This window comes from Diaphorobacter sp. JS3051, from assembly GCF_015832135.1.
Taxonomy (GTDB): domain Bacteria; phylum Pseudomonadota; class Gammaproteobacteria; order Burkholderiales; family Burkholderiaceae_C; genus Diaphorobacter; species Diaphorobacter nitroreducens.
The window spans coordinates 579404-601804 of the sequence record NZ_CP065406.1 but is presented as its reverse complement, the minus strand read 5'-3'; the positions used below and the strand labels follow the sequence as shown (position 1 = coordinate 601804).

Below are 22401 nucleotides of genomic sequence, written 5' to 3'. Positions count from 1 at the left end.
GTCCGCGCACGGGGGGCGTTCGCGCTTCAGAAGCGGTTCTTTTGCGACTGCTCCAGTTCGAAGCGCAACTCCAGCTTGTCGTTTTCCATGCCAAAACCCACGGCCTGCCCTTGCGCGGGCGCCGGGGTGACGGGCACGGGCGGCAGATCGCTGAGGGTGATGTGAGGCGGCCCGGACACGTCCACGTCCACCGCGGCGGCGCAAGTGGATGCTGGCGAGCCGTCATCCACCGGCAGCAGCGCCAGGCCGGCCGCCATCGAGTCCAGCGACCGGCCCGTCCCATCCTGCGCGCCCATCGGGTGGAGCGCTGGCGTTGCACGCGGGGTGGTGCGCGCGCGGGGCGGCGGCGCACCGCGCAAATGTGCGGGCGTGGTCTGGGCGATGGACAGCAGCAGCAGCAGATCGTCCAGCGCCGCCAGGTCGAAGGGCCCCTCGCCCTGCGTCTGTCCCCGGTGAAATAAGAGGCCCTCCAGCACGGCCAGCACCTCGGGCGAGGACCATGCCGCCTCGACCCGTGCCAGCGCCTCGGGATGCTCTTCCAGGCTCCGGCCCAGTTGCTGGAACTGCGCAAATGGAGGCACGCGTACGTTGAACCGCTCCTCGACCTGCGCGCGCAGGCCGTCGAAGCTGTCGGTTCGCCCCAGTTGGTGGTACAGCCGCAGCAGTTCGAGATGCGCCAGCGGCGAGTCTTCGCCATGCTGCGCGATGTATTGGCGCAGCACATGGATGGCCTGCTCGTGCTCGCCCACCGAGGTGAAAAATTCGGCCTGCTGTTGCAGATCGAACAGCGACTCGGGCTGCACACCGGACTGGGCCCTTGCCTGCAAGGGCTCCACAGCCGGCGCCGCCACCGCGGGGCCTGGAGCCGCCGCGGGTGCACTCACTGGCGCGGCGGTAGGCTTGAGCGGAGGCGGCCCACTGTCCGGCCCTTGCGGCGGTCGCGCTGTCGGCTGCCAGACATCGCGCGCATCCGGCTCCACCTGCAGCCGGAGCTTGCCGTCAGGGCCTTCCGCGGCCACGGCCCCGTCCCGCAGGCCACCGCTGAGTGCCACCGAGTCACGCCATGCCTGCAGCGCCTCGCGCCGCGTGCGGCGCAGCAGCCAGGCAATGCAGGCCAGCGCCAGCACCAGCAGCCCCGCGAGCATGTACACCACGGTCGCGGGGAACCCCTGCGACTCCACCTGCGCCAGGCGCTCGCGCAGCTCAGCCGCCGTTGCGCGCTCGCGCTCCACCAGCTGGCCCTGCGCGGCCGCATCAGCCTCGAGCCTCTTGAGCCGCTCTTCAAACCGCTGTGTTTGGGCCGTCGAAATGTCCAGCGCCTGCCACCACGCGGCCGACTCCGCACGCAAGGCCTCGCTGGGGCGCGGCGACATCTGGGGCGGCTCGCGCGTGAGCTGCAGCGCGGACGCATTGTCAGGACCCAAATCCAGGGGTTCCATTACCAGGCGGGAGGGAGCCGCCGCAGCCGCGGGCGGCGAGGCTTTGGCGCTGGTGCGCAGCGTCGTGGCGGTCTTAGCTGCCCGCGATGGGCGTGCCGCCCGCTCGGCCGGGGCATGCGTGGACGCCGCGGGAACACGCGGCTGCGCACCAGGCCGCTGGACCGTGCGTGCGCCCTCCCCCTCGCCGCCCAATGCACTCCGCACCTGCGGCGCAGCGCGTGGTGCGGGCACCGCCAGGCGCGACAGATCGATGGGCTGCCGTGCCGCTGGGGGTGCAGTGCCGGGCGGGTCTGCCAAGAACGTGTAGGTGCGCGACACACGCCCTTCGCAGCCGGCGGTGAGCGTGGCAGTCAGCACCGGCTCATCCACGGGAATGAGCGCCTGCACGCGCACCATCGGAATGGCGCCTCCTTCCAGGGGAGTGACATGCACGCGCGTTTCGGGGACAGTGGTTGCGCCTAAGACCAGCCGCGCCCCGAGGCAGGAAGACGCGACGGTCTTGCCGGGATCAGGCCGTACCTCAAAGGTGAGATCGATCGTGGACCCCAGAACCACTGTGCCGTGGCTGCCGCCAAGCGAAAGCGCGCTGACCCCAAACGCTGCGGCATAGACCCAGGCGCCGACAAGTAGGTTACGCATAAACACAGTGGTTTCAATTTGTTTATAAATTTTGCCATAACCCTGCCGCATCCGATAGCGCTAGATAATTGCCGCCATGCAAACGGTCTTCACTTCAATCGGCATCGTGGGCACTGGCGCCATGGGCCGCGGCATCGCGCAGATCGCCGCCCAGGCAGGCAGCACGGTCTACCTCTACGACACCCATGGCGGCGCCGCCGACGCCGCCCGCACCCACATCCACCAGCAGTGGCAGCGTCTGGTGGACAAGGGTCGGCTGGACGAGAGCCTGTTGCCGGCTCTGGAGCAGCGGCTGGTTCCCGTCACGTCGCTGCACGACTTCGCGGCTTGCGAATTGGTGGTGGAAGCCATCGTCGAGCGACTGGATGCCAAGCAGGAACTGCTCAAACAGCTCGAAGCCATCGTCTCGCCCGAAGCCGTGCTGGCCAGCAACACGTCATCGCTGTCCATCACCGCCGTGGCCGCACCGCTGCAGCGGCCGCAGCGCATGGCAGGCTTTCACTTCTTCAACCCGGTGCCGCTGATGAAGGTGGTCGAGGTCGTGGCCGGCCTGCGCACGGACCCCCATGTCTGCACCCGCCTGGCCGGCTATGCGCGCGCCATGGGCCACACCCCGGTGATGGCGCAGGACACGCCGGGCTTCATCGTCAACCACGCAGGGCGGGGCTATGGCACCGAGGCGCTGCGCATCGTGAGCGAGGGCGTGGCCGATTTCGCCACCGTGGACCGCATCCTGCGCGACCAGGTGGGCTTCAAGCTCGGCCCCTTCGAGTTGCTGGACCTCACCGCGCTCGATGTGTCGCACCCGGTCATGGAGTCGATCTACCGCCAGTACTACGACGAGCCGCGCTTTCGCCCCAGCGTGATCACGGCGCAGCGCTTGAGCGGCGGCCTGCTGGGCCGCAAGTCCGGCGAGGGCTTTTACCGCTACGTGGACGGTGCGCCCGAGCTTCCGGCCGAGCCGCCGGTGCCCGAGGTATCGGGCCTGCCGCCGGTCTGGGTCTCCATGCGCGCCGCCCGCCGCGCCGAGCTGTACCAGTTGCTCAAGGACCTGGGGGCAACGATCGAGACGGGCACCTCGCCCTCGGCCCAGGCGCTCACGCTGGTCGCGCCACTCGGCTTTGACGTGACCACCGTGGCCGTGGTGGAGCGCCTGGACCCCGCGCGCACCATCGGCATCGACATGCTGATCGACGACGCGGCCACCCGCCGGCGCGTGCTGGCGACCAACCCCGCCACGCGCGAAGACATGCGCGACGCCGCCCACGCGCTGTTCGCGCGCGACGGCAAGCCAGTGAGCGTGATCCGCGACAGCGGCGGCTTCGTCACACAGCGCGTCGTGGCCAGCATCGTCAACATCGCCGCGGACATCTGCCAGCAGCGCATCTGCAGCCCCAAGGACCTGGAGACCGCCGTGACCCTGGGCCTGGGCTACCCGCTGGGCCCGCTGGCCATGGGCGACCGCTGGGGCCCCACCAACATCCTGGAAGTGCTCTTCAACATGCAGACCGTGTACGGCGACCCGCGCTACCGCCCCAGCCCCTGGCTGCGCCGGCGCGGCGCCATCGGCCTGAGCCTGACGCACGAAGAGCCCTGACCCTGCAACCACCCGCGCCGCCATGCCCGCCGAACTGCAAAGCACCAGCCAGGGCCAGACCCTGGTCCTGACCCTTCGCCACCCCGAACTGCGCAATGCCCTGGAGCCGGCCATCTGCGCGGCGGGCATCGAAGCCCTGAACGTGGCGGAGCGCAATCCCGACGTGCGCTGCGTGGTCATCACGGGCGCGGACGGCCTGTTCAGCGCCGGCAGCAGCCCCCAGCGGCTGCAGGCGTTGCGGCATCAGAGCGCGCCAGCGCAGGTGCATGGCCTGGATCTGCTGCACCACTGGATCGAGGCGATACGCACCCATCCCAAGCCCGTGATCGCCGCCGTGGAGGGCGAAGCCAAGGGCGCGGGGTTTTCACTCGCGCTGGCATGCGACCTGATGGTGGCCGCGCGCAACGCGGTGTTTGCCATGAACCATGTTCACGCGGGCCTGTCGCCCGATGGCGGTGCCAGCTGGAGCCTGGCGCAAATGCTGCCCCGCGCGCTGGCGCATGAGATCCTGATGTGCGGGGACCGCATCGACGCCGCACGACTGCAGTCCCTGGGCATGGTCAACCGGCTGGCCGATCCCGGCCGCGCCCTGCATGAGGCGCTGGCGCTGGCCCAGCGCCTGAACGATGGCCCGCCCCATGCGCTGGCGAGCATCAAGGAACTGGTGAGTGAGGCGCGACACCACAGCCTCACCGAACAGCTCGCGCTGGAACGCAGCCACTTCGTGCGCAACCTCCAGCATGCCCCGGCGGGCGAAACCCGGGCGGCTTCTGCCGACCCACGCGCTTAAAGCTACTATTTTTATAGCTGCTAACGCTTGACGGTCAAGCGCCGGCGGCTTGTCTCATTCAAACCCATCCATGGCATTGCTGGCTCCGCGGCAGCGGCGCCTGCACGCGCGCGCCCGCGGACGCCCATGTGACAGCCCGCTCCCCGCGCCCCGGTCCCTCACGCGACAATGGACTGCAACCCAGTCACGCAAACGACAGACCATGGACGATCCGATTCTTACCATCGATGAACGCGAGGCGATCAACTCAGGTCGCTGGTTTTCTTCCCTCTCCCCTTCTTTGCGCCACGACATACTGCGATGTTCCTACGTCAAACGCTTCAAGGATGGCGCACTCATCGCAGCACGCGGCGACCCGCCCGAGGAATGGATTGCCTGCGCACGCGGCGCCGTGCGCGTGAGCTCCACCTCGATCTCCGGCAAGCAGATCACGCTGACCTATGTGGAGCCGGGCATCTGGTTCGGCGACGTGGCGATCTTCGACGGGGACCGGCGCACGCACGATGCCTACGCCCATGGCGACACCACCATCCTGTGCGTGGCGCGGGCCGACTTCAAGAAGATCCTTGCACAGCACTCGGAACTCTACGAGGCCATGCTGCGGCTGCATGCGCGGCGCATCCGGCAGCTGTTCGGGCTGGTGGAAGACCTCAACACCCTGCCCCTGCGCTCGCGGCTGGCCAAGCAGTTGCTGCACCTGGTGCGCAGCTATGGCGTGCCCAGCCTGTCCGACGGCAACGAAGTGCGCATCAGCCTGCAACTGGCCCAGGAAGAACTGGCGCAGTTGCTGGGCGCGTCACGCCAGCGCGTGAACCAGGAGCTAAAGGCCATGGAGCGCGAGGACGCCATCCGCATCGAGCCCGGCGGCCTCGTGATACGCGACCGGGATGCGCTGATGCGCATCTCCGAAGCCAACCAATGAGCCAGGTTTACAAAAACCATAGCTTCCAGCGCTTGTCCCGCAATGGTTTCCATGTGAAAAGCCTTTGGATTCCATAGCTGACAAGCGCAAGCAGCTCACTTTTTTGAAAGAACCCTCCATCCCCATGAGCAACTTCGAGCACTTCATCGGCACACGCCCCGTCTCCGAGCAGCATGCCTTCGACACCAACGCGCTCACTGCCTGGCTGTCGCAGCATGTGGAAGGGTTTGCCGGACCGCTCACGGTGGAGATGTTCAAAGGCGGCCAGTCCAACCCCACCTATAAGCTCGTGACCCCCACGCGCAGCTATGTGATGCGCGCCAAGCCCGGCCCGGTGGCCAAGCTGCTGCCGTCGGCACACGCCATCGAGCGCGAATACGCGGTCATGCGCGGGCTCGCCGGCACCGACGTGCCCGTGCCGCGCATGATTGCGCTGTGCGAGGACGAGTCCGTCATCGGGCGCGCGTTTTATCTGATGGAGTTCATGCAGGGCCGCGTGCTGTGGGACCAGTCGCTGCCCGGCATGCAGCCGGCCGAACGCGCGACGATCTACGACGAGATGAACCGCGTGATCGCCGCCCTGCACCGGGTGGACTTCACGGCGCGCGGCCTGGCGGACTACGGCAAGCCGGGCAATTACTTCGAACGCCAGATCTCGCGCTGGAGCAAGCAGTACACCGCCTCGGTCACCCAGCCCATCGCCGAGATGGACGCGCTGATGCAATGGCTGCCCGCGCACATGCCCGACAGCGCGCGCGACGCAACCCGCGTGTCCATCGTGCATGGCGACTATCGGCTGGACAACCTCGTGTTCCACCCCACCGAGCCACGTGTGATCGCGGTGCTGGACTGGGAGCTGTCCACCCTGGGCCATCCGCTCGCGGACTTTGCCTACCACTGCATGAGCTGGCACATCCCCGCATCGCTGAGCCGGGGCATCGGCGGGCTGGACCTGGCGGCGCTGGGCATCCCGTGCGAGCGCGACTACATCCAGCGCTACTGCGAACGCACCGGCATCACCGACGTGGATGCGCTGCACCGGGACTGGAACTTCTACCTGGCCTACAACATGTTCCGCATCGCCGCCATCCTGCAAGGCATTGCCAAGCGCGTGGAGGCCGGCACGGCCGCCAGCGCACAGGCAAAAGCCGCTGGCGCCACCGCACGGCCCATGGCGCAGCTGGCGTGGTCCTTCGCGCAAAAGAGTTGATCCCCCTTCCCCACTGACGAGAAAGCACCCCATGGACTTCGATTACTCGCCCAAGACCAAGGAACTGCAGGCGCGCCTGATCCAGTTCATGGACGACCACATCTACCCCGCCGAGAAGGCCTATGCCGAGGAGATGGCGGCCAACACCGCCGCGGGCAGGCGCTGGACACCACTGCAAACCATCGAAAACCTGAAACCCAAGGCGCAGGCCGCGGGGCTGTGGAACCTGTTCCTGCCGGTGGACACCGCCCAAGCATCGGGCTACGAAGGCGCCGGGTTGACCAACGCCGAGTACGCGCCGCTGGCGGAGATCATGGGCCGCGTGCTGTGGTCCAGCGAAGTGTTCAACTGCTCGGCCCCCGACACGGGCAACATGGAGACCATCGCGCGTTATGGGTCCGAGGCCATCAAGGCCCAGTGGCTCAAGCCGCTGCTGGAAGGGCGCATGCGCTCGGCCTTTGCCATGACCGAGCCCGATGTCGCCTCCAGCGACGCCACCAACATCGAAACGCGCATCGAGCGCCAGGGCGACCATTACGTGATCAATGGGCGCAAGTGGTGGACCAGCGGCGCCAACGACCCGCGCTGCAAGGTGTTCATCACCATGGGCAAGACCGACCCCGAGGCGCCCAAGCACTCGCAACAAAGCATGATCGTGGTGCCAGCCGATACGCCAGGCATCACGGTGGTGCGTGCACTCAACGTGTTCGGTTATGACGATGCGCCGCACGGCCACGCCGAAGTCCTCTTCGAGAACGTGCGCGTACCGGTGGACAACATCCTGCTGGGCGAAGGCCGTGGGTTCGAGATCGCCCAGGGACGCCTGGGCCCCGGGCGCATCCACCACTGCATGCGCCTGATCGGCCAGGCCGAGCGCGCGCTGGAACTGATGTGCCGCCGCGCCAGCAACCGGGTGGCCTTCGGCAAGACGCTGGCACAACAGAGCGTGACCCAGGAACGCATTGCCGAAGCCCGCTGCAAGATCGACATGGCGCGCCTGCTCACGCTCAAGGCCGCCTGGATGATGGACACCGTGGGCAATAAGGTCGCCAAGACCGAGATCGCCATGATCAAGGTCGTCGCCCCCAGCATGGCCTGCCAGGTGATCGACTGGGCCATGCAGGTGCATGGCGGCGGCGGCGTGAGCGACGATTTCCCGCTGGCCTACGCCTATGCCAACGCGCGCACCCTGCGCTTCGCCGACGGCCCGGATGAGGTGCACCGCAACGCCATTGCCAAATGGGAACTAGGCAAGTACGGCACCTACGGTCGCGGTGCGGCCCAACCGGTCACCCGCGGCGCTTGAGCGCAGCGGGACCTTGCTCCGCAGTTGAAGATTCGTCCCGGCCTGGCCTACCCATTGGGGTGGCTAGGCCGCAAGTTTTTATCAGCCTGCGTTCAAGTCTTCGCTGCAGCTCCCTGCACGAGGCCTGGCGCCGCACGGAGGAAGGCACGGACCGGCCGGACAGCCAGTGCGTAAAAGCAGCGCGGCATTTCACAAGATAAAATCACCGGTTCCTTGGTTCTGCCCTGCCTCATGAAGAAACACTCGCCGGACGCGCCCGCCAAGCCCAGTGTCCAGGTGCTGGAGCGCATGTTCCAGTTGATTGACGTACTCGCTTCGCGCGAGGAAGCCATCTCGCTGAAGGAGATCAGCGAGAAGACGGGCCTGCATCCGTCCACCACCCACCGTATCCTCAATGACCTGACCATCGGCCGTTTCGTGGACCGTCCTGAGTCGGGCAGCTACCGCCTGGGCATGCGCCTGTTGGAGCTGGGCAATCTGGTGAAGGGACGCCTGAGCGTGCGCGACGCCGCGATGGCACCCATGCGGCAATTGCACAAGCAGATCCAGCAGCCGGTGAACCTCAGCGTGCGCCAGGGGGACGAGATCGTGTACGTGGAACGCGCTTACAGCGAGCGTTCGGGCATGCAGGTGGTGCGCGCCATTGGCGGCCACGCCCCCCTGCACCTCACCTCTACAGGCAAGCTCTTCCTTGCGGCCGACGATCCGCAGCGCGTGCGCGCGTACGCCACGCGTACCGGCCTGCCAGGGCACACGCGCAACAGCATCACCCAGTTGCCCATCCTGGAACGTGAACTGGGCAAGGCGCGCCAATACGGCATTGCGCGGGACAACGAGGAGTTGGAACTCGGGGTGCGCTGCATCGCGGCGGGGGTCTTTGACGACCAGGGCCAGCTCGTGGCAGGCCTGTCAATTTCCGCGCCCGCTGACCGACTGGATGACGGATGGCTGCCCAAGCTCCAGTCCACCGCCGATGAAATTTCCCAGGCGCTGGGTTATACGGCTGGGCAGCGCACGGCGCTGGACGGCCCGCTCAAGACCTGAATGGCCTGACGCCAGCCGTTTGGCGGGTGGGCCGCAAGACGCATGCGACCCGCGGCCGCAGTCAGCCGCGGCTAACCGTTGGTTCCTGCGTGCAGGATGGCGCCGGCGCTGGGGTGAGTCTTCTCGACCCAGGAGCGCACGCGCTCTGCGTCGCCCAGACGGCTGAACTTTCCTGCCGAATCGAGGAACACCATGATCAACTTGCGGCCCGCCACCTCCGCCTGCATCACCAGGCAGCGCCCCGCTTCCGAGATGTAGCCGGTCTTCTGCAGGCCGATATCCCACGAAGGGCTCTTCACCAGCCGGTTGGTGTTGTTGTATTGCAGGGTGCGCCGGCCAACGGCGACCTCGTGGCTTGGAGACGTGGAGAGTTCACGCAGCAATGCGTCTCCATGCGCCACATTCACGAGCGTCGCCAGGTCGTGCGCGCTGGACTGGTTGCGGCTGGACAGGCCGGTGGGCTCGACAAAGCGCGTATCCGCCATGCCCAGCAGCTTCGCCTTGGCATTCATGCGCGCCACGAACGTATCCAGCCCGCCCGGGAAGGTGCGTCCCAGCGCATGGGCGGCGCGGTTCTCACTGGACATGAGGGCCAGGTGCAGCAGTTCACCGCGCGAGAGTGTCGTTCCCACCGCAAGCCGCGAGCCGCTGCCCTTTTCCGTATCCACGTCGTCCTGCGTGATCGTGATGAGCTCGTCCATGGGCAAGTGCGCCTCGGAAACGAGCAAGCCGGTCATCAGCTTGGTCAACGAAGCGATGGGCAGCACGGCATGGTCATTCTTGCTGAGGAGAACTTCCTTCGTGTCCTGATCGATCACCAGTGCCACGCTCGACTTCAGGTCCAGCGGATCGCTCACATCGTGCAGCCCTGCCAACTGCCCGAACGAGAGGCGCGCGGGCTCCGCCGCTACACGCACGGGCGCACGGGCACTCACCGCAGACGCGCGCGCCGCCTTCACGGCCACGGTCCGGCGGGGCGCCTTGGCCGACGATTTAGCGGGGGTGCGTTTGGCAACCGCGGTGGACGCGGCTTTTTTTGCCACCGCCTTCTTGCGTTCGGCCGCATGCACGCCGGGCGAGGCCAGTGCGATGCCCATCACCAGAAGGGCCAATCCCTGAGAGATACGGGAGACGATGCGAGCGCGCATATGCATCAAATGCTCCAAGCAGCAAAAACTGTGTGGCAGTGTACAAAATCAAAAAAAGTCGCGCAAGATCAATACCTTGCGCGACTCTTTTAGAAAGTGCCTGAATTATAGGACGCGGTATCAGCCCTGTGCTGCCACGCGCTCAGCTTTACTTTGTAATTTATTCAGGGCACTGAGGTAGGCTTTGGCCGATGCCACCACGATGTCGGGGTCGGCCCCTACGCCATTCACCACGCGGCCGGCGCTCTGCAACCGCACGGTGACTTCGCCCTGGCTTTCGGTGGAGCCACTGATGGCATTCACCGAGTACAGCACCATCTCGGCACCGCTGCGCACATGCGCCTCGATGGCCTTCATCGAGGCATCGACCGGGCCGTTGCCCTCCGAGGAGCTGCGGACTTCCTTGCCGTCCACGGTGAACACGATGGTCGCCTCGGGCCGCTCGCCCGTTTCGCTGTGCTGCGCCAGGGACACGAAGCCGAACTGCTCCTTCTCGCTGGTCACGCTTTCGTCGCTCACGAGTGCCAGGATGTCCTCGTCAAAAATCTCGCTCTTGCGGTCGGCGAGTTCCTTGAATTTGGCAAACGCCACGTTGATTTCGCCTTCGCTCTCCAACTGGACGCCCAGTTCCTGCAGACGTTGCTTGAACGCATTGCGGCCGCTGAGTTTGCCCAGCACGATCTTGTTGGCGCTCCAGCCCACGTCCTCGGCGCGCATGATCTCGTACGTGTCGCGCGCCTTGAGCACGCCGTCCTGGTGGATGCCCGAGGCGTGGGCGAACGCATTGGCGCCCACCACGGCCTTGTTGGGCTGCACCACAAAGCCGGTGGTCTGGCTGACCATGCGGCTGGCGGCCACGATGTGCTGGGTATCGATGCCGACGTCCAGGCCGAAGTAGTCGCGCCGCGTCTTCACGGCCATCACCACCTCCTCCAGCGAACAGTTGCCCGCACGCTCGCCCAGGCCGTTGATGGTGCACTCCACCTGGCGTGCCCCGCCGATCTTCACACCCGCCAGCGAGTTGGCGACCGCCATGCCCAGATCGTTGTGGCAGTGCACGGACCAGATGGCCTTGTCACTGTTGGGAATGCGCTCGCGAAGGTTCTTGATGAAGTTGCCGTACAGCTCGGGAATGGCGTAACCCACGGTGTCGGGCACGTTGATGGTGGTGGCGCCCTCCGCGATCACCGTCTCGATCACGCGGCACAGGAAGTCCGGATCGCTGCGGTAGCCATCCTCGGGGCTGAATTCGATGTCCTCCACCAGGTTGCGTGCAAAACGCACCGCCTGCCTGGCTTGCTCCAGCACCTGCTCGGGCGTCATGCGCAGCTTCTTTTCCATGTGCAGCGCGCTGGTGGCGATGAATGTGTGGATGCGCGCGCGGCTCGCTTCTTTGAGCGCCTCGGCAGCACGTGCGATGTCCCGGTCGTTGGCACGTGCCAGCGAGCAGACCGTGGAGTCCTTCACTGCGCGCGCAATGGCCTGCACCGATTCGAAGTCGCCGTTGGAACTGGCGGCAAAACCCGCCTCGATCACATCCACACGCAGCCGCTCCAGTTGACGGGCAATGCGCAGCTTTTCATCGCGCGTCATGGAAGCTCCCGGCGACTGCTCGCCGTCGCGCAAGGTGGTGTCGAAAATGATGAGCTTGTCGGTCATGGATCGTCTCTTGAGGTCGTTGTGGGGATAGGGAATCAGGCAACCATCACCTGGGCTTGGACTTGCGGAGCACGCTGCAGCCCCGAAAGAATGGCACGGATCGAGGCTGACACGATATTGGCATCCATGCCCACCCCATATACGGTGTGGCGATCATCGATGCGCATCTCGACATAGGCCACGGCCTTGGCGTGGGCGCCCTCGCTGATGGCATGTTCGTTGTAGTCCAGCACGCGCACATCGCAGTCCAGCGCAGCGGCCACGGCCTGCACGAAAGCGTCGATCGGGCCTGTGCCTTCGCCTTCAATCTGCAGCGTCTGGCCTTGCCAGGGCAGTTGTCCGCGCAATGCAACCGTGCCGTTTTCGCCTTCCATACGGTATACCGGCGTTGCTGCCTCGTCCAGCCGGTATTCGCGCTCGAACAAACTCCACAGGTCGGCGGCCGTGAGCTCCTTGCCGCTGGTGTCCATTTCGCGCTGCACTGCCTGGCTGAACTCGATCTGCAAGCGCCGCGGCAGTTGCACGCCGTATTCACTCTCCAACAGATACGCGATGCCGCCCTTGCCGGACTGGCTGTTGACGCGAATGATGGCTTCATAACTGCGCCCCAGATCCTTGGGATCGATCGGCAGGTAGGGCATCTCCCAGATGTCGCCCACGCGCCGGGCGGCAAATGCTTTCTTGATGGCGTCCTGATGCGAACCGGAGAACGAGGTATAGACCAGATCGCCCACGTACGGATGGCGCGGGTGCACGGGTAACTGGTTGCAGTACTCCACGGTGCTGCGGATGCCGTCGATGTCCGAAAAGTCCAGCCCCGGATGCACGCCTTGCGTGTACATGTTGAGGGCCACGTTCACCACGTCCAGGTTACCCGTACGTTCGCCGTTGCCGAAGAGGCAGCCCTCCAGGCGGTCGGCGCCCGCCATCAAGGCCAGCTCCGCCGTTGCCGTGCCGGTGCCGCGGTCGTTGTGCGGGTGCACCGACAGCACCACGCAGTCGCGGCGCTGGATGTGGCGGTGCGTCCACTCGACCATGTCCGCGAAGATGTTCGGCGTGGAGTGCTCCACCGTGGTCGGCAGATTGATGATGCACTTCTTCTGGGGTGTCGGCTGCCACACGTCGGTCACCGCATCGATCACACGCTTGGAAAACTCCAGTTCGGTGTCCGAGTACATCTCAGGCGAATACTGGAACGTCCAGTCGGTAAGGGGGTACTGGGCAGCGATGTCCTTGAACATCTGCGCGTTGCCACGCGCCAGCTCCACGATTTCCTCCTCGCTCATGTCCAGCACCACGCGGCGCATCACAGGCGCGGTGGCGTTATAGAGGTGGACGATGGCGCGGGGCGCGCCTTCCAAAGCCTCAAACGTGCGACGGATCAGATGGTCGCGCGCCTGGGTCAGCACCTGAATGGTCACGTCGTCAGGAATGCGATCTTCCTCGATGAGCTTGCGCACGAAGTCGAACTCGACCTGGGAGGCCGACGGGAAGCCCACCTCGATCTCCTTGAATCCGATCTTCACCAGTTGCTCGAACATGCGCATCTTGCGCGCGATATCCATGGGCTCGATCAACGCCTGGTTGCCGTCGCGCAGGTCCACACTGCACCAGATGGGCGCGCGGTCGATCACCGCGTCGGGCCAGGTGCGGTCCGTCAAGCGCACGGGGGCAAAGGGACGGTATTTGGCGGCGGGGTTCTGCAGCATCGGAATTCTCTCTTTCGTGGAACAAGGTAGGTGTCTGACCTGTGCTCCAGCGACCCCGGAAAAACAAAAACGGCCCGTCGCTGGTGCTCACGGGCCGTGGGAAGTAGGTGTGTACGCGCGCGCTACTATGCCTGCCCGAGGGACAAGTTCAGTAGCAGTGCTAGCGACAGGAAATGCATGCGAACGACTCTAGCACAAAAAAACACACGGCGACACGCAGGGCTACTCGTGCAACCCGCGCTCCTCGGGCTCGTCCTTGGAGGTGCTGATCACGCTGGCCCGATACCCCTTGGCACGCCGCCATGCATACACGCCGTAGCCGCTCAATCCATAAGCCACGAAAATGCTGAACAGCACCGTGGGCGCATGGATGTTGATGATGGCGATCCCCAGCACGATGAGCACGATGGCCGTGAAGGGCACGCTGCGCTTGAGGTGCAGGTCCTTGAAGCTATAGAACGGCGCATTGGTCACCATGGTGAGCCCGGCGTACAGCGTCAGCCCGAACATCACCCAGGTGAGCTGGCTCCAGGTCAGCAGGCCGTCCTGCCCACGCTGCACACCCGCGTCGGACAGCAGCCAGATAAAGCCCGTCACCAGCGCCGCCGCGGCCGGAGATGGAAGCCCCTGGAACCAGCGCTTGTCCACGGTGCCGGTGTTGACGTTGAAGCGCGCCAGCCGCAGGGCAGCGCATGAACAGTAGACGAAGGCCGCGATCCAGCCCCAGCGCCCCAGGCCGCTGAGGGCCCACTCGTAGGCGATCAGTGCAGGCGCCACGCCGAAGGACACCATGTCCGACAGCGAATCCATCTGCTCGCCGAACGCGCTTTGCGTGTTGGTCATGCGCGCCACGCGGCCATCCAGGCTGTCCAGCACCATGGCGCAGAACACTCCCACCGCCGCATAGTCGAAGCGGCCATTCATGGCCATGACAATGGCGTAGAACCCGCCAAACAACGCTGCCAGCGTGAACAGGTTGGGCAGGATGTAGATGCCCTTGCGGCGCTTGCGCACCATCACGCCCGTGTTTTCGGCGGCGTCGTTGCCATCATGCATTCAATCGACCTCCAGCGCCCATCCAGCAAGCGCCAACAGCTATTAAATCAATAGTATTTTTGTTCCGCACACGCGTGCGGAAAAGGACGCAGTGTAGCCGCTGCCCCGCACGCAAAAAAGGCCACCGGGGTGGCCTTGGGGAAAGACGCCAGCGCGGCCCGGCCGCGCTCACGCATCAGTTGCGCGTCTGGTCCACCAGCTTGTTCTTGGCGATCCAGGGCATCATCGCACGCAGCTGGGCACCCACCACTTCGATGCTGTGGTCGGCGGTGTTGCGGCGGCGGGCCGTCATGCTCGGGTAGTTCAGGCGGCCTTCCTGGATGAACATCTTGGCGTAGTCGCCGTTCTGGATGCGCTTCAGGGCATTGCGCATGGCGGCGCGCGACTGCTCGTTGATCACTTCAGGGCCGGTCACGTACTCGCCGAACTCGGCGTTGTTCGAGATCGAGTAGTTCATGTTGGCGATGCCGCCTTCGTAGATCAGGTCCACGATGAGCTTGAGCTCGTGCAGGCACTCGAAGTAGGCCATCTCGGGGGCGTAGCCGGCTTCCACCAGCGTCTCGTAGCCCATCTTGATCAGCTCGACAGCGCCACCGCACAGCACGGCCTGCTCGCCGAACAGGTCGGTCTCGGTCTCTTCCTTGAAGTTGGTCTCGATGATGCCGGCCTTGCCGCCGCCATTGGCCATGGCGTAGGACAGCGCCAGGTCACGCGCCTTGCCGGACTTGTCCTGGTGCACGGCCACCAGGTGGGGCACGCCGCCGCCCTGGGTGTAGGTGTTGCGCACGGTGTGGCCGGGGGCCTTGGGCGCCACCATCCACACGTCCAGATCGGCGCGGGGCACGACCTGGTTGTAGTGCACGTTGAAGCCGTGGGCAAAGGCCAGCGAGGCGCCCTGCTTGATGTGGGGCTCGACGTTGTTCTTGTAGACCTCGGCGATCTGCTCGTCGGGCAGCAGGATCATGACGACGTCGGCTTCCTTCACGGCGTCGTTCACTTCCTTGACCGTCAGGCCGGCCTTGCCGACCTTGTCCCACGAAGCGCCGCCCTTGCGCAGGCCGACCACGACCTTCACGCCGCTGTCGTTGAGGTTTTGGGCATGGGCGTGGCCTTGGCTGCCATAGCCGATGATGGCCACGGTCTTGCCCTTGATGAGGCTCAGATCACAGTCTTTGTCGTAGAAAACTTTCATGGTCGCTCCGGTTGGGATTCTGTTCAGGGGGAAAGGAAAACGGGGGGATTGTCGTACTTACACACGCAGGATGCGTTCGCCACGGCCGATGCCGCTGGCGCCCGTGCGCACCGTCTCCAAAATGGCGGTACGGTCGATGGCCTGCAGGAAAGCGTCGTTCTTGGACTGGTCGCCGGTCAGCTCGATCGTGTAGCTCTTTTCGGTCACGTCGATGATGCGTCCGCGAAAGATGTCGGCCATGCGCTTCATCTCTTCGCGCTCCTTGCCCACGGCGCGCACCTTCACCATCATGAGTTCGCGCTCGGTGTAGGCGCCTTCGGTCAGGTCAACCACCTTGACCACCTCGATGAGGCGGTTCAGGTGCTTGGTGATCTGCTCGATCACGTCTTCCGATCCATGGGTCTGGATGGTCATGCGCGACAGGGACGCGTCCTCGGTGGGCGCCACGGTCAGCGATTCGATGTTGTAGCCCCGCGCGGAAAACAGGCCAACGACGCGCGACAGCGCACCCGGTTCGTTCTCCAGCAGGACGGCGATGATGTGTTTCATGGGATGAGCTTCCTCTTCTCGCTGCCCTCCCCTGGCGCCGGTAAGCGCCAGGCTTGGCAGACAATAGATTCGTCAGAAAACGGTATTAAATAAATAGCTACCAGCGCTTGCCAGGCAAGCGTTACAGGCCTTTTTGATGCTTAAAGGTCTTCCGACCCCAGCAGCATCTCGGTGATGCCCTTGCCAGCCTGCACCATCGGGAACACGTTCTCGGTGGGGTCGGTCCGGAAGTCCAGGAACACCGTGCGGTCCTTGAGCTTGCGCGCTTCGCGCAGCGCCGGCTCCACGTCCTGCGGGCGCTCGATGAGCATGCCCACGTGGCCATAGGCCTCGGCCAGCTTCACGAAGTTGGGCAGCGCATCCATGTAGCTGTGGCTGTAGCGGCCGGAGTACTCAATTTCTTGCCACTGGCGCACCATGCCCAGGTAGCGGTTGTTGAGCGACAGCACCTTGATGGGGGTGTTGTACTGCAGGCAGGTGGAGAGCTCCTGGATGTTCATCTGCACCGAGCCTTCGCCCGTCACGCAGAACACCTCAGACTCGGGCTTGGCCAGCTTGATGCCCATGGCATAGGGAATGCCCACGCCCATGGTGCCCAGGCCGCCGGAGTTGATCCAGCGGCGCGGCTCGTCGAACTTGTAGAACTGGGCGGCCCACATCTGATGCTGGCCCACATCGGAGGTGACGTAGGCGTCCGCATCACGGGTCATATTCCACAGCGTCTCGATCACGTACTGCGGCTTGATCACCTCGGTGTTCCCGCGGTCGTACTTCAGGCAGTCGCGGCCGCGCCAGTTCTCGATCTGCTCCCACCACGCCGACAGCGCACCAGCGTCGGGGCGTGTCGTGGTCTCGCGGATCATAGAGATCAGCTCGGTCAGCACGTCCTTGACATCGCCCACGATCGGAATGTCCACCTTCACGCGCTTGGAAATGCTCGACGGGTCGATATCGATATGGATGATCTTGCGCTCGTTCTGCGCGAAATGCTTGGGATTGCCGATCACGCGGTCATCAAAGCGCGCACCCACGGCCAGCAGCACGTCGCAGTTCTGCATGGCATTGTTGGCCTCGATCGTGCCGTGCATGCCCAGCATGCCCAGGAATTTGCGGTCGGTGGCCGGGTAGGCACCCAGACCCATCAGCGTGTGGGTGACCGGATAGCCCAGCATGTCGACCAGCGTGCGCAGCTCGGGCACCGCATTGCCCAGCAGCACGCCGCCGCCGGTGTAGATATAAGGTCGTTTCGCGGCCAGCAGCAGTTGCAGCGCCTTGCGGATCTGGCCGCCATGCCCCTTCTTGACGGGGTTGTAAGAGCGCATTTCCACGCTCTGCGGATAACCATGGAAAGCGGTCTTCTTGAACGACACATCCTTCGGGATATCCACCACCACGGGGCCGGGACGGCCGGTGCGCGCGATATGGAAGGCTTTTTTGAGCGTCACCGCCAGGTCGCGCACATCTTTGACCAGGAAGTTGTGCTTGACGATGGGGCGCGTGATGCCCACGGTGTCGCACTCCTGGAAGGCATCCAGCCCGATCGCGGGTGTGGGCACCTGGCCGGAGATGATCACCATGGGGATCGAATCCATATACGCCGTGGCGATGCCCGTCACGGCATTCGTCAATCCGGGACCGGAAGTCACCAGCGCCACCCCGACCTCGCCCGTCGCGCGGGCATAACCGTCGGCCGCGTGCACCGCCGCCTGTTCGTGGCGCACCAGCACGTGCTGAATGGTGTCCTGCTTGTACAGCGCGTCGTAGATGTACAGCACGGCGCCGCCGGGGTAGCCCCAGATGTACTGGACATTCTCGGCCTGCAGAGCCTTGACAAGGATCTCGGACCCCATGAGGTCCTGGGCGCCGGGAGAGGATGAGGAGTTGCCGCCGCGAGAGGCCGCAGCCGCCGACGTGAGTTCGGCCTTGGAGATTTCCATGATCAACCTTTGCGAATTTCTCTAACGAAAAACCTTGGGTGCCCCTTGTACGAACTCTTGTGAAGCCGACTTGGGACTTGAGGCCTCGGCCATGGGCGCCAGGAGTGTTGCGCCGGACCGGGACCCGTTTGCCTTTTTGAATTGCAGTACACATTATTGCACTGCACACATGCAGTTGGCGCAGCACGGCATAAAAAATACGCGGCAATGCGATAATCCGCCTTTCGCAGCTTGCCGCACGCACTCCGCTTTCGCCCTCCTTGGGTTTTTGCCTTTGGCTACTGAACAAGAGCTCTCCGACTTCCTCAAAAGCGTGGACAAGCGTGCTTTCAAGCGCACGCTTTACCATGTGCGCAATGAGGAAGCCGCGTTGGACATCGTTCAGGACAGCATGCTCAAGCTGGCCGAGCACTATGGCGACAAGCCGCCGGCCGAGCTGCCCATGCTCTTCCAGCGCATCCTCACCAACTGCATGCTGGATTGGTTCCGGCGACAGAAGACGCGCAATGCGCTTTTTTCCAGCCTGAGCGACTTCGAGGGCCCGTCGGACGATGGTTCAGATTTTGATTTTCTCGAGGTACACGCCGCTGCCAATGGCGAAATGGCACAGAGTGCTGAGGATTCCGTGCGTCGCGCACAGGTACTGCGCGATATCGATGCCGAGATCCAAGAACTGCCCCCGCGTCAACGGGAGGCATTTTTGATGCGTTACTGGGAGGAAATGGATGTCGCAGAAACCGCAGCCGCCATGGGTTGCTCCGAAGGCAGCGTCAAGACACACTGCTTTCGGGCCATCCAAACCCTCAGCAAGGCACTGAAGGCCAAAGGAATCGTGCTATGAACCGCCCTCCAGAATACCCGCCGGAAATCACCCAGGCCGCGGATGCGTTCGCCCGCCGCCTTACGGCGCGCCTGAGCGAAGGCAATGCCAGCCTTCCCTACGACATCACCGAGCGCCTGCGCGCCGCCCGCATGCAGGCGTTGGCGCAGCGCAAGCGCCCCGCCGTACAGTCTGCCCGTCAGACAGCCGCGGCCACGCACGTGTCTTCGCAAGGCTCCACTGCCACGCTCAGCGGCTGGGGCAGCGAAGGTGGCAACTGGTGGCGCGCCCTGGTATCCGCCGTGCCGCTGACGGCGCTGGTGGTGGGGCTGGTCTTCATCAATATGGCGCAGGACGAGACGGTGGCCACCGAAATCGCCGAAGTCGACGCTGCGCTTCTGACCGACGATCTTCCCCCGTCGGCCTATGCTGACCCCGGCTTCCTGCAATACCTCAAGACAGCCAATACGACGCAATAAGATCACTGCCTGCATGCACGAGCCGTCCCCGCACGCCCCACGCTCCCACCTGCCAGCAGCATTCTTGCTGGCTTTTGTCTTGCTGGGTGCGCTGGCGACGACGGGGTGGTGGATGGCTGCCTATGTGCGGGTGGCGCCCAGTACCCCTGTCCCGGCCGAGGCGCTGGGAGATGGCAGGCACAAAATCTACAGCGAGCCCCGGCAGGCTCCGCAAGCCGAGGCCGGCCCCCGCTGGACAGAACTGAGCACTCCTCAGAAAGAAGCGCTCTACCCCCTTGCAGACCGCTGGAGCGTGCTCAGCGAAGGGCAAAAGCGCAACTGGCTCAACCTGGCGGCGGGCTTTCACGCACTCTCTGAGGACGAGCAGGCGAAGATGCTCGCACGCATTACCGATTGGGCCAGCCTCAGCACTCAGCAGCGCAGCCAGGCGCGACTGAACTATGCCGCCGCCAGCAGGCTCCCGGCCGACAGCCGGCGTGCCCGATGGGAGGCATACCAGGCGCTGAGTGCGGAAGAGAAGAAGCGCCTGGCGGCCAAGGCGGCGCCGCGGCCGACCGGCGCAGCCACCACGGTACGCCCGGTGTCCCCCAAGAAGCTGGCCCGCGTCCCTGCAGCCACCAATGCGCCACCGGCCGTCCCCAACCCTCCGAAAATCCAGCCGCCAGCGGAATTCCATTCGCCCCAGGCCTTGCCGGTGCCGCCCCCCGTGGTCGTGCAAACATCGCCGGTCACGATCCCGTCCGCACTGCCTGCGCCGCTCCCCCCCCTTGCGCCCGCCTCGGTCCCCGAACCCGCTCCGGAACCGCCAGTGGACCTGACCCCCCTGCATCCGCCGCAATGATCGGTGCATGACCTCCGTTCGCCGTCCCGCATGACTGCCTCGCGCGCCAATCCGCAGACCCCCCACCCTTCCGACGCTGCCGCCCCGGCGGCATCCCGCGCGATCGCCCCTCCACTGCGGCGCCGCATGGCCTGCTGGTTGTATGAGGGCATGTTGATGTTCGGGGTGGTGTTCATCGCGGGCTACCTGTTCGGCACCCTGACACAGACGCGGCATGGGCTGGACAACCGCCACGCGCTGCAGGCCTTTCTGTTCGTGGTGTTCGGCATCTACTTCGTCTGGTTCTGGTCCCAGGGACACACGCTTGCCATGAAGACCTGGCACATCCGGGTGGAAGATCGGCAGGGGCGCTCCCTCTCGCAACCACGGGCGCTGCTGCGCTACTTGTTGTGCTGGCTGTGGTTCCTGCCCCCATTGGCGGTGATCGCACCCTTTCAACTGTCTGCGGGCGAAGCGACCGTCATCGTGGCGGGCTGGGTCGCGGTATGGGCCCTGCTCAGCCGATTTCACCCGCAACGCCAGTTCTGGCACGACGCACTCGCCGGTACCCGCCTGGTGCATTACGAAGTGCCGCCCCGCCGCAAGGGTTGAGGGGCGGACTGGGCCACGCACGTGTGCATCTGACGCGCAAGCTATGCGCACAACCCCTGCAGTTCGCCTTCCCATAGCGCGACAATCACCGTCCGAATGCCTGATCCCACCTCCTCCGCACCACACCCCCACAAGCAACGCACCGGCTTGCGCCGGCTGTGGCATGCCACGGGTTACTCCCTGACGGGCCTGCGGGCAGGCTGGGAAGAAAAGGCGTTTCGCCAGGAGGTGTGCCTGGCAGCCCTGCTGCTGCCTTCGTCCTTTTACGTCGGTCGGGACTGGATGCAGACCGCTGTACTGGCGGCGGTGGTGGTGTTGGTGCTGATCACCGAGTTGCTCAACTCCGGCATCGAGGCCGCCATCGATCGCGTCGGGCATGAACTGCATCCGCTGTCCAAGCGCGCCAAGGACTTGGGCAGCGCAGCGGTGCTGCTCAGCCTGCTGCTGTGCGCAGCCGTGTGGGCGGCCGCGCTCTACCAAAGGTTCCTACATGGCTGATGTCGCTTTTTCGATCTGCGTGTACCTGGGCTCTCGCCCGGGCAACAACCCCTTGTTCACAGAAGCGGCCACGGCCGTGGGCCACTGGATAGGCCGCCACGGCGGCCAGCTGGTCTACGGCGGCGGCCGCAGCGGCCTCATGGGCATGGTGGCGGAGGCCACGCGCGTGGCAGGCGGCCGGGTCGTGGGCATCATTCCGCAGGCTCTCGTGGACAAGGAACTGGCCAACCACTTCTGCGATGAGCTGCACATCGTGCAGACCATGCACGAGCGCAAGGCCATGATGGCCGAGCGCAGCGATGCCTTCGTCGCCCTGCCGGGCGGCATCGGCACACTGGAAGAGCTGTTCGAAGTCTGGACTTGGCGCCAGCTGGGCTACCACGACAAGCCCATCGGCCTGTTGGACACCGACGGCTACTACGGCGGCATGCTGGGCTTCCTGCAGCATGCGGTACATGGCGGGCTCATGGGGGAATGGCAGATGGGCCTGATCCGCGTGGGTACGGAGCCCGATGCCCTGCTCACCGCGTTGGTGCAGGACGCAGGCGCGAATGCCAGCGCCATCCCCCTGCGCAGCGTGATCTGACGGCTGTCCCACCGCGCTGGCGTGCGCGGGATTGGCAGACGTGCCGTTCGTTACACCGCGGCGTCGTCCAGGTCGCCGGTGCGGATGCGCACCACGCGCTCCACGGCGGTGACGAAAATCTTGCCGTCGCCGATCTTGCCGGTGCGCGCCGCGCCCACGATCGCGTCTACGCAGCGGTCCACGTCTGCGGTGCGCACCACCACCTCGATCTTGACCTTGGGCAGGAAGTCCACCACGTACTCGGCACCACGGTACAGCTCGGTGTGGCCCTTTTGCCGGCCGAAGCCCTTCACCTCGGTCACCGTCAGCCCCGTCACCCCGCATTCGGCCAAGGCCTCGCGGACTTCCTCCAGTTTGAAGGGCTTGATGACGGCGGTGATCATTTGCAT

21 protein-coding genes are annotated in these 22401 nt (G+C 65.0%); 12 read left to right on the top strand and 9 right to left on the bottom strand.

The features are described from left to right. Nucleotides 1-26 precede the first annotated feature (26 nt). Nucleotides 27-1871, bottom strand: a complete 1845-nt coding sequence (locus tag I3K84_RS02875; RefSeq protein WP_231403400.1) for a FimV family protein — start codon at nt 1869-1871, stop codon at nt 27-29. 283 nt (nt 1872-2154) lie between these two features. Here I3K84_RS02875 and I3K84_RS02870 point away from each other — a divergent pair, with 283 nt between their 5' ends. From I3K84_RS02870 to I3K84_RS02845, 6 genes are all read left to right on the top strand, one after another. Beyond that, the gene (locus I3K84_RS02870) at nt 2155-3675 is read left to right on the top strand and encodes a 3-hydroxyacyl-CoA dehydrogenase (RefSeq protein WP_196995465.1); all 1521 of its coding nucleotides are present in this window, start codon (nt 2155-2157) and stop codon (nt 3673-3675) included. Nucleotides 3676-3697: 22 nt separating this feature from the next. Beyond that, the gene (locus tag I3K84_RS02865; protein ID WP_103737725.1) at nt 3698-4465 is read left to right on the top strand and encodes an oxepin-CoA hydrolase, alternative type; all 768 of its coding nucleotides are present in this window, start codon (nt 3698-3700) and stop codon (nt 4463-4465) included. 202 nt (nt 4466-4667) lie between these two features. Then, a complete protein-coding gene (locus tag I3K84_RS02860; RefSeq protein ID WP_047351330.1) occupies nt 4668-5387 on the top strand; it encodes a Crp/Fnr family transcriptional regulator in 720 nt (239 codons plus the stop codon). A gap of 124 nt (nt 5388-5511) precedes the next feature. Then, on the top strand, nt 5512-6597 hold the full coding sequence (locus tag I3K84_RS02855) for a phosphotransferase (RefSeq protein ID WP_088886589.1): 1086 nt from the start codon (nt 5512-5514) through the stop codon (nt 6595-6597). 31 nt (nt 6598-6628) lie between these two features. Next, nucleotides 6629-7903, top strand: a complete 1275-nt coding sequence (locus I3K84_RS02850; protein ID WP_103737727.1) for an acyl-CoA dehydrogenase family protein — start codon at nt 6629-6631, stop codon at nt 7901-7903. A gap of 231 nt (nt 7904-8134) precedes the next feature. After that, complete coding sequence (locus I3K84_RS02845; RefSeq protein ID WP_011805040.1) at nt 8135-8947, top strand: IclR family transcriptional regulator; 813 nt, start codon at nt 8135-8137, stop codon at nt 8945-8947. A gap of 71 nt (nt 8948-9018) precedes the next feature. Here I3K84_RS02845 and I3K84_RS02840 read toward each other — a convergent pair whose 3' ends face one another. From I3K84_RS02840 to I3K84_RS02810, 7 genes are all read right to left on the bottom strand, one after another. After that, nucleotides 9019-10101 (bottom strand): serine hydrolase, encoded by a 1083-nt coding sequence (locus I3K84_RS02840; protein ID WP_196995464.1) that lies wholly within the window; start codon nt 10099-10101, stop codon nt 9019-9021. Nucleotides 10102-10215: 114 nt separating this feature from the next. Continuing rightward, nucleotides 10216-11754, bottom strand: coding sequence for a 2-isopropylmalate synthase (locus I3K84_RS02835; protein WP_135147787.1), 1539 nt, complete (start codon nt 11752-11754; stop codon nt 10216-10218). 35 nt (nt 11755-11789) lie between these two features. Then, nucleotides 11790-13463: a 2-isopropylmalate synthase gene (leuA, locus tag I3K84_RS02830; protein WP_196995463.1), complete on the bottom strand. Its 1674-nt coding sequence runs from the start codon at nt 13461-13463 to the stop codon at nt 11790-11792. Between the two features lie 222 nt (nt 13464-13685). Continuing rightward, on the bottom strand, nt 13686-14519 hold the full coding sequence (pssA, locus tag I3K84_RS02825) for a CDP-diacylglycerol--serine O-phosphatidyltransferase (protein ID WP_011805036.1): 834 nt from the start codon (nt 14517-14519) through the stop codon (nt 13686-13688). Nucleotides 14520-14694: 175 nt separating this feature from the next. Next, the gene (gene ilvC, locus I3K84_RS02820) at nt 14695-15711 is read right to left on the bottom strand and encodes a ketol-acid reductoisomerase (protein ID WP_011805035.1); all 1017 of its coding nucleotides are present in this window, start codon (nt 15709-15711) and stop codon (nt 14695-14697) included. Between the two features lie 57 nt (nt 15712-15768). Beyond that, nucleotides 15769-16260, bottom strand: a complete 492-nt coding sequence (ilvN, locus tag I3K84_RS02815) for an acetolactate synthase small subunit (protein WP_011805034.1) — start codon at nt 16258-16260, stop codon at nt 15769-15771. Nucleotides 16261-16400: 140 nt separating this feature from the next. After that, complete coding sequence (locus I3K84_RS02810) at nt 16401-18197, bottom strand: acetolactate synthase 3 catalytic subunit (protein ID WP_015913459.1); 1797 nt, start codon at nt 18195-18197, stop codon at nt 16401-16403. A gap of 274 nt (nt 18198-18471) precedes the next feature. Between I3K84_RS02810 and I3K84_RS02805 the strand changes: the two genes are divergently transcribed. The 6 genes from I3K84_RS02805 to I3K84_RS02780 all read left to right on the top strand — a co-directional run bounded on the left by I3K84_RS02805 (nt 18472) and on the right by I3K84_RS02780 (nt 22012). Beyond that, a complete protein-coding gene (locus tag I3K84_RS02805; protein WP_011805032.1) occupies nt 18472-19038 on the top strand; it encodes an RNA polymerase sigma factor in 567 nt (188 codons plus the stop codon). Continuing rightward, nucleotides 19035-19496 carry a DUF3619 family protein gene (locus I3K84_RS02800; RefSeq protein ID WP_011805031.1) on the top strand — a complete coding sequence of 154 codons (462 nt, stop codon included), beginning with the start codon at nt 19035-19037 and terminating at the stop codon, nt 19494-19496. The genes I3K84_RS02805 and I3K84_RS02800 overlap by 4 nt, the downstream gene beginning before the upstream one ends. Before the next feature lie 13 nt (nt 19497-19509). Then, nucleotides 19510-20337: a DUF3106 domain-containing protein gene (locus tag I3K84_RS02795; protein ID WP_103737732.1), complete on the top strand. Its 828-nt coding sequence runs from the start codon at nt 19510-19512 to the stop codon at nt 20335-20337. 30 nt (nt 20338-20367) lie between these two features. Next, nucleotides 20368-20928 (top strand): RDD family protein, encoded by a 561-nt coding sequence (locus I3K84_RS02790; RefSeq protein WP_172207026.1) that lies wholly within the window; start codon nt 20368-20370, stop codon nt 20926-20928. A gap of 96 nt (nt 20929-21024) precedes the next feature. Beyond that, complete coding sequence (locus tag I3K84_RS02785) at nt 21025-21426, top strand: diacylglycerol kinase (protein ID WP_011805028.1); 402 nt, start codon at nt 21025-21027, stop codon at nt 21424-21426. Next, nucleotides 21419-22012, top strand: a complete 594-nt coding sequence (locus I3K84_RS02780; RefSeq protein WP_047351339.1) for a TIGR00730 family Rossman fold protein — start codon at nt 21419-21421, stop codon at nt 22010-22012. Before I3K84_RS02785 ends, I3K84_RS02780 begins: the two co-directional genes overlap by 8 nt. A gap of 50 nt (nt 22013-22062) precedes the next feature. Here the strand turns inward: I3K84_RS02780 and I3K84_RS02775 are convergent, their stop codons facing one another. Further along, the gene (locus I3K84_RS02775; protein ID WP_196995462.1) at nt 22063-22401 is read right to left on the bottom strand and encodes a P-II family nitrogen regulator; all 339 of its coding nucleotides are present in this window, start codon (nt 22399-22401) and stop codon (nt 22063-22065) included.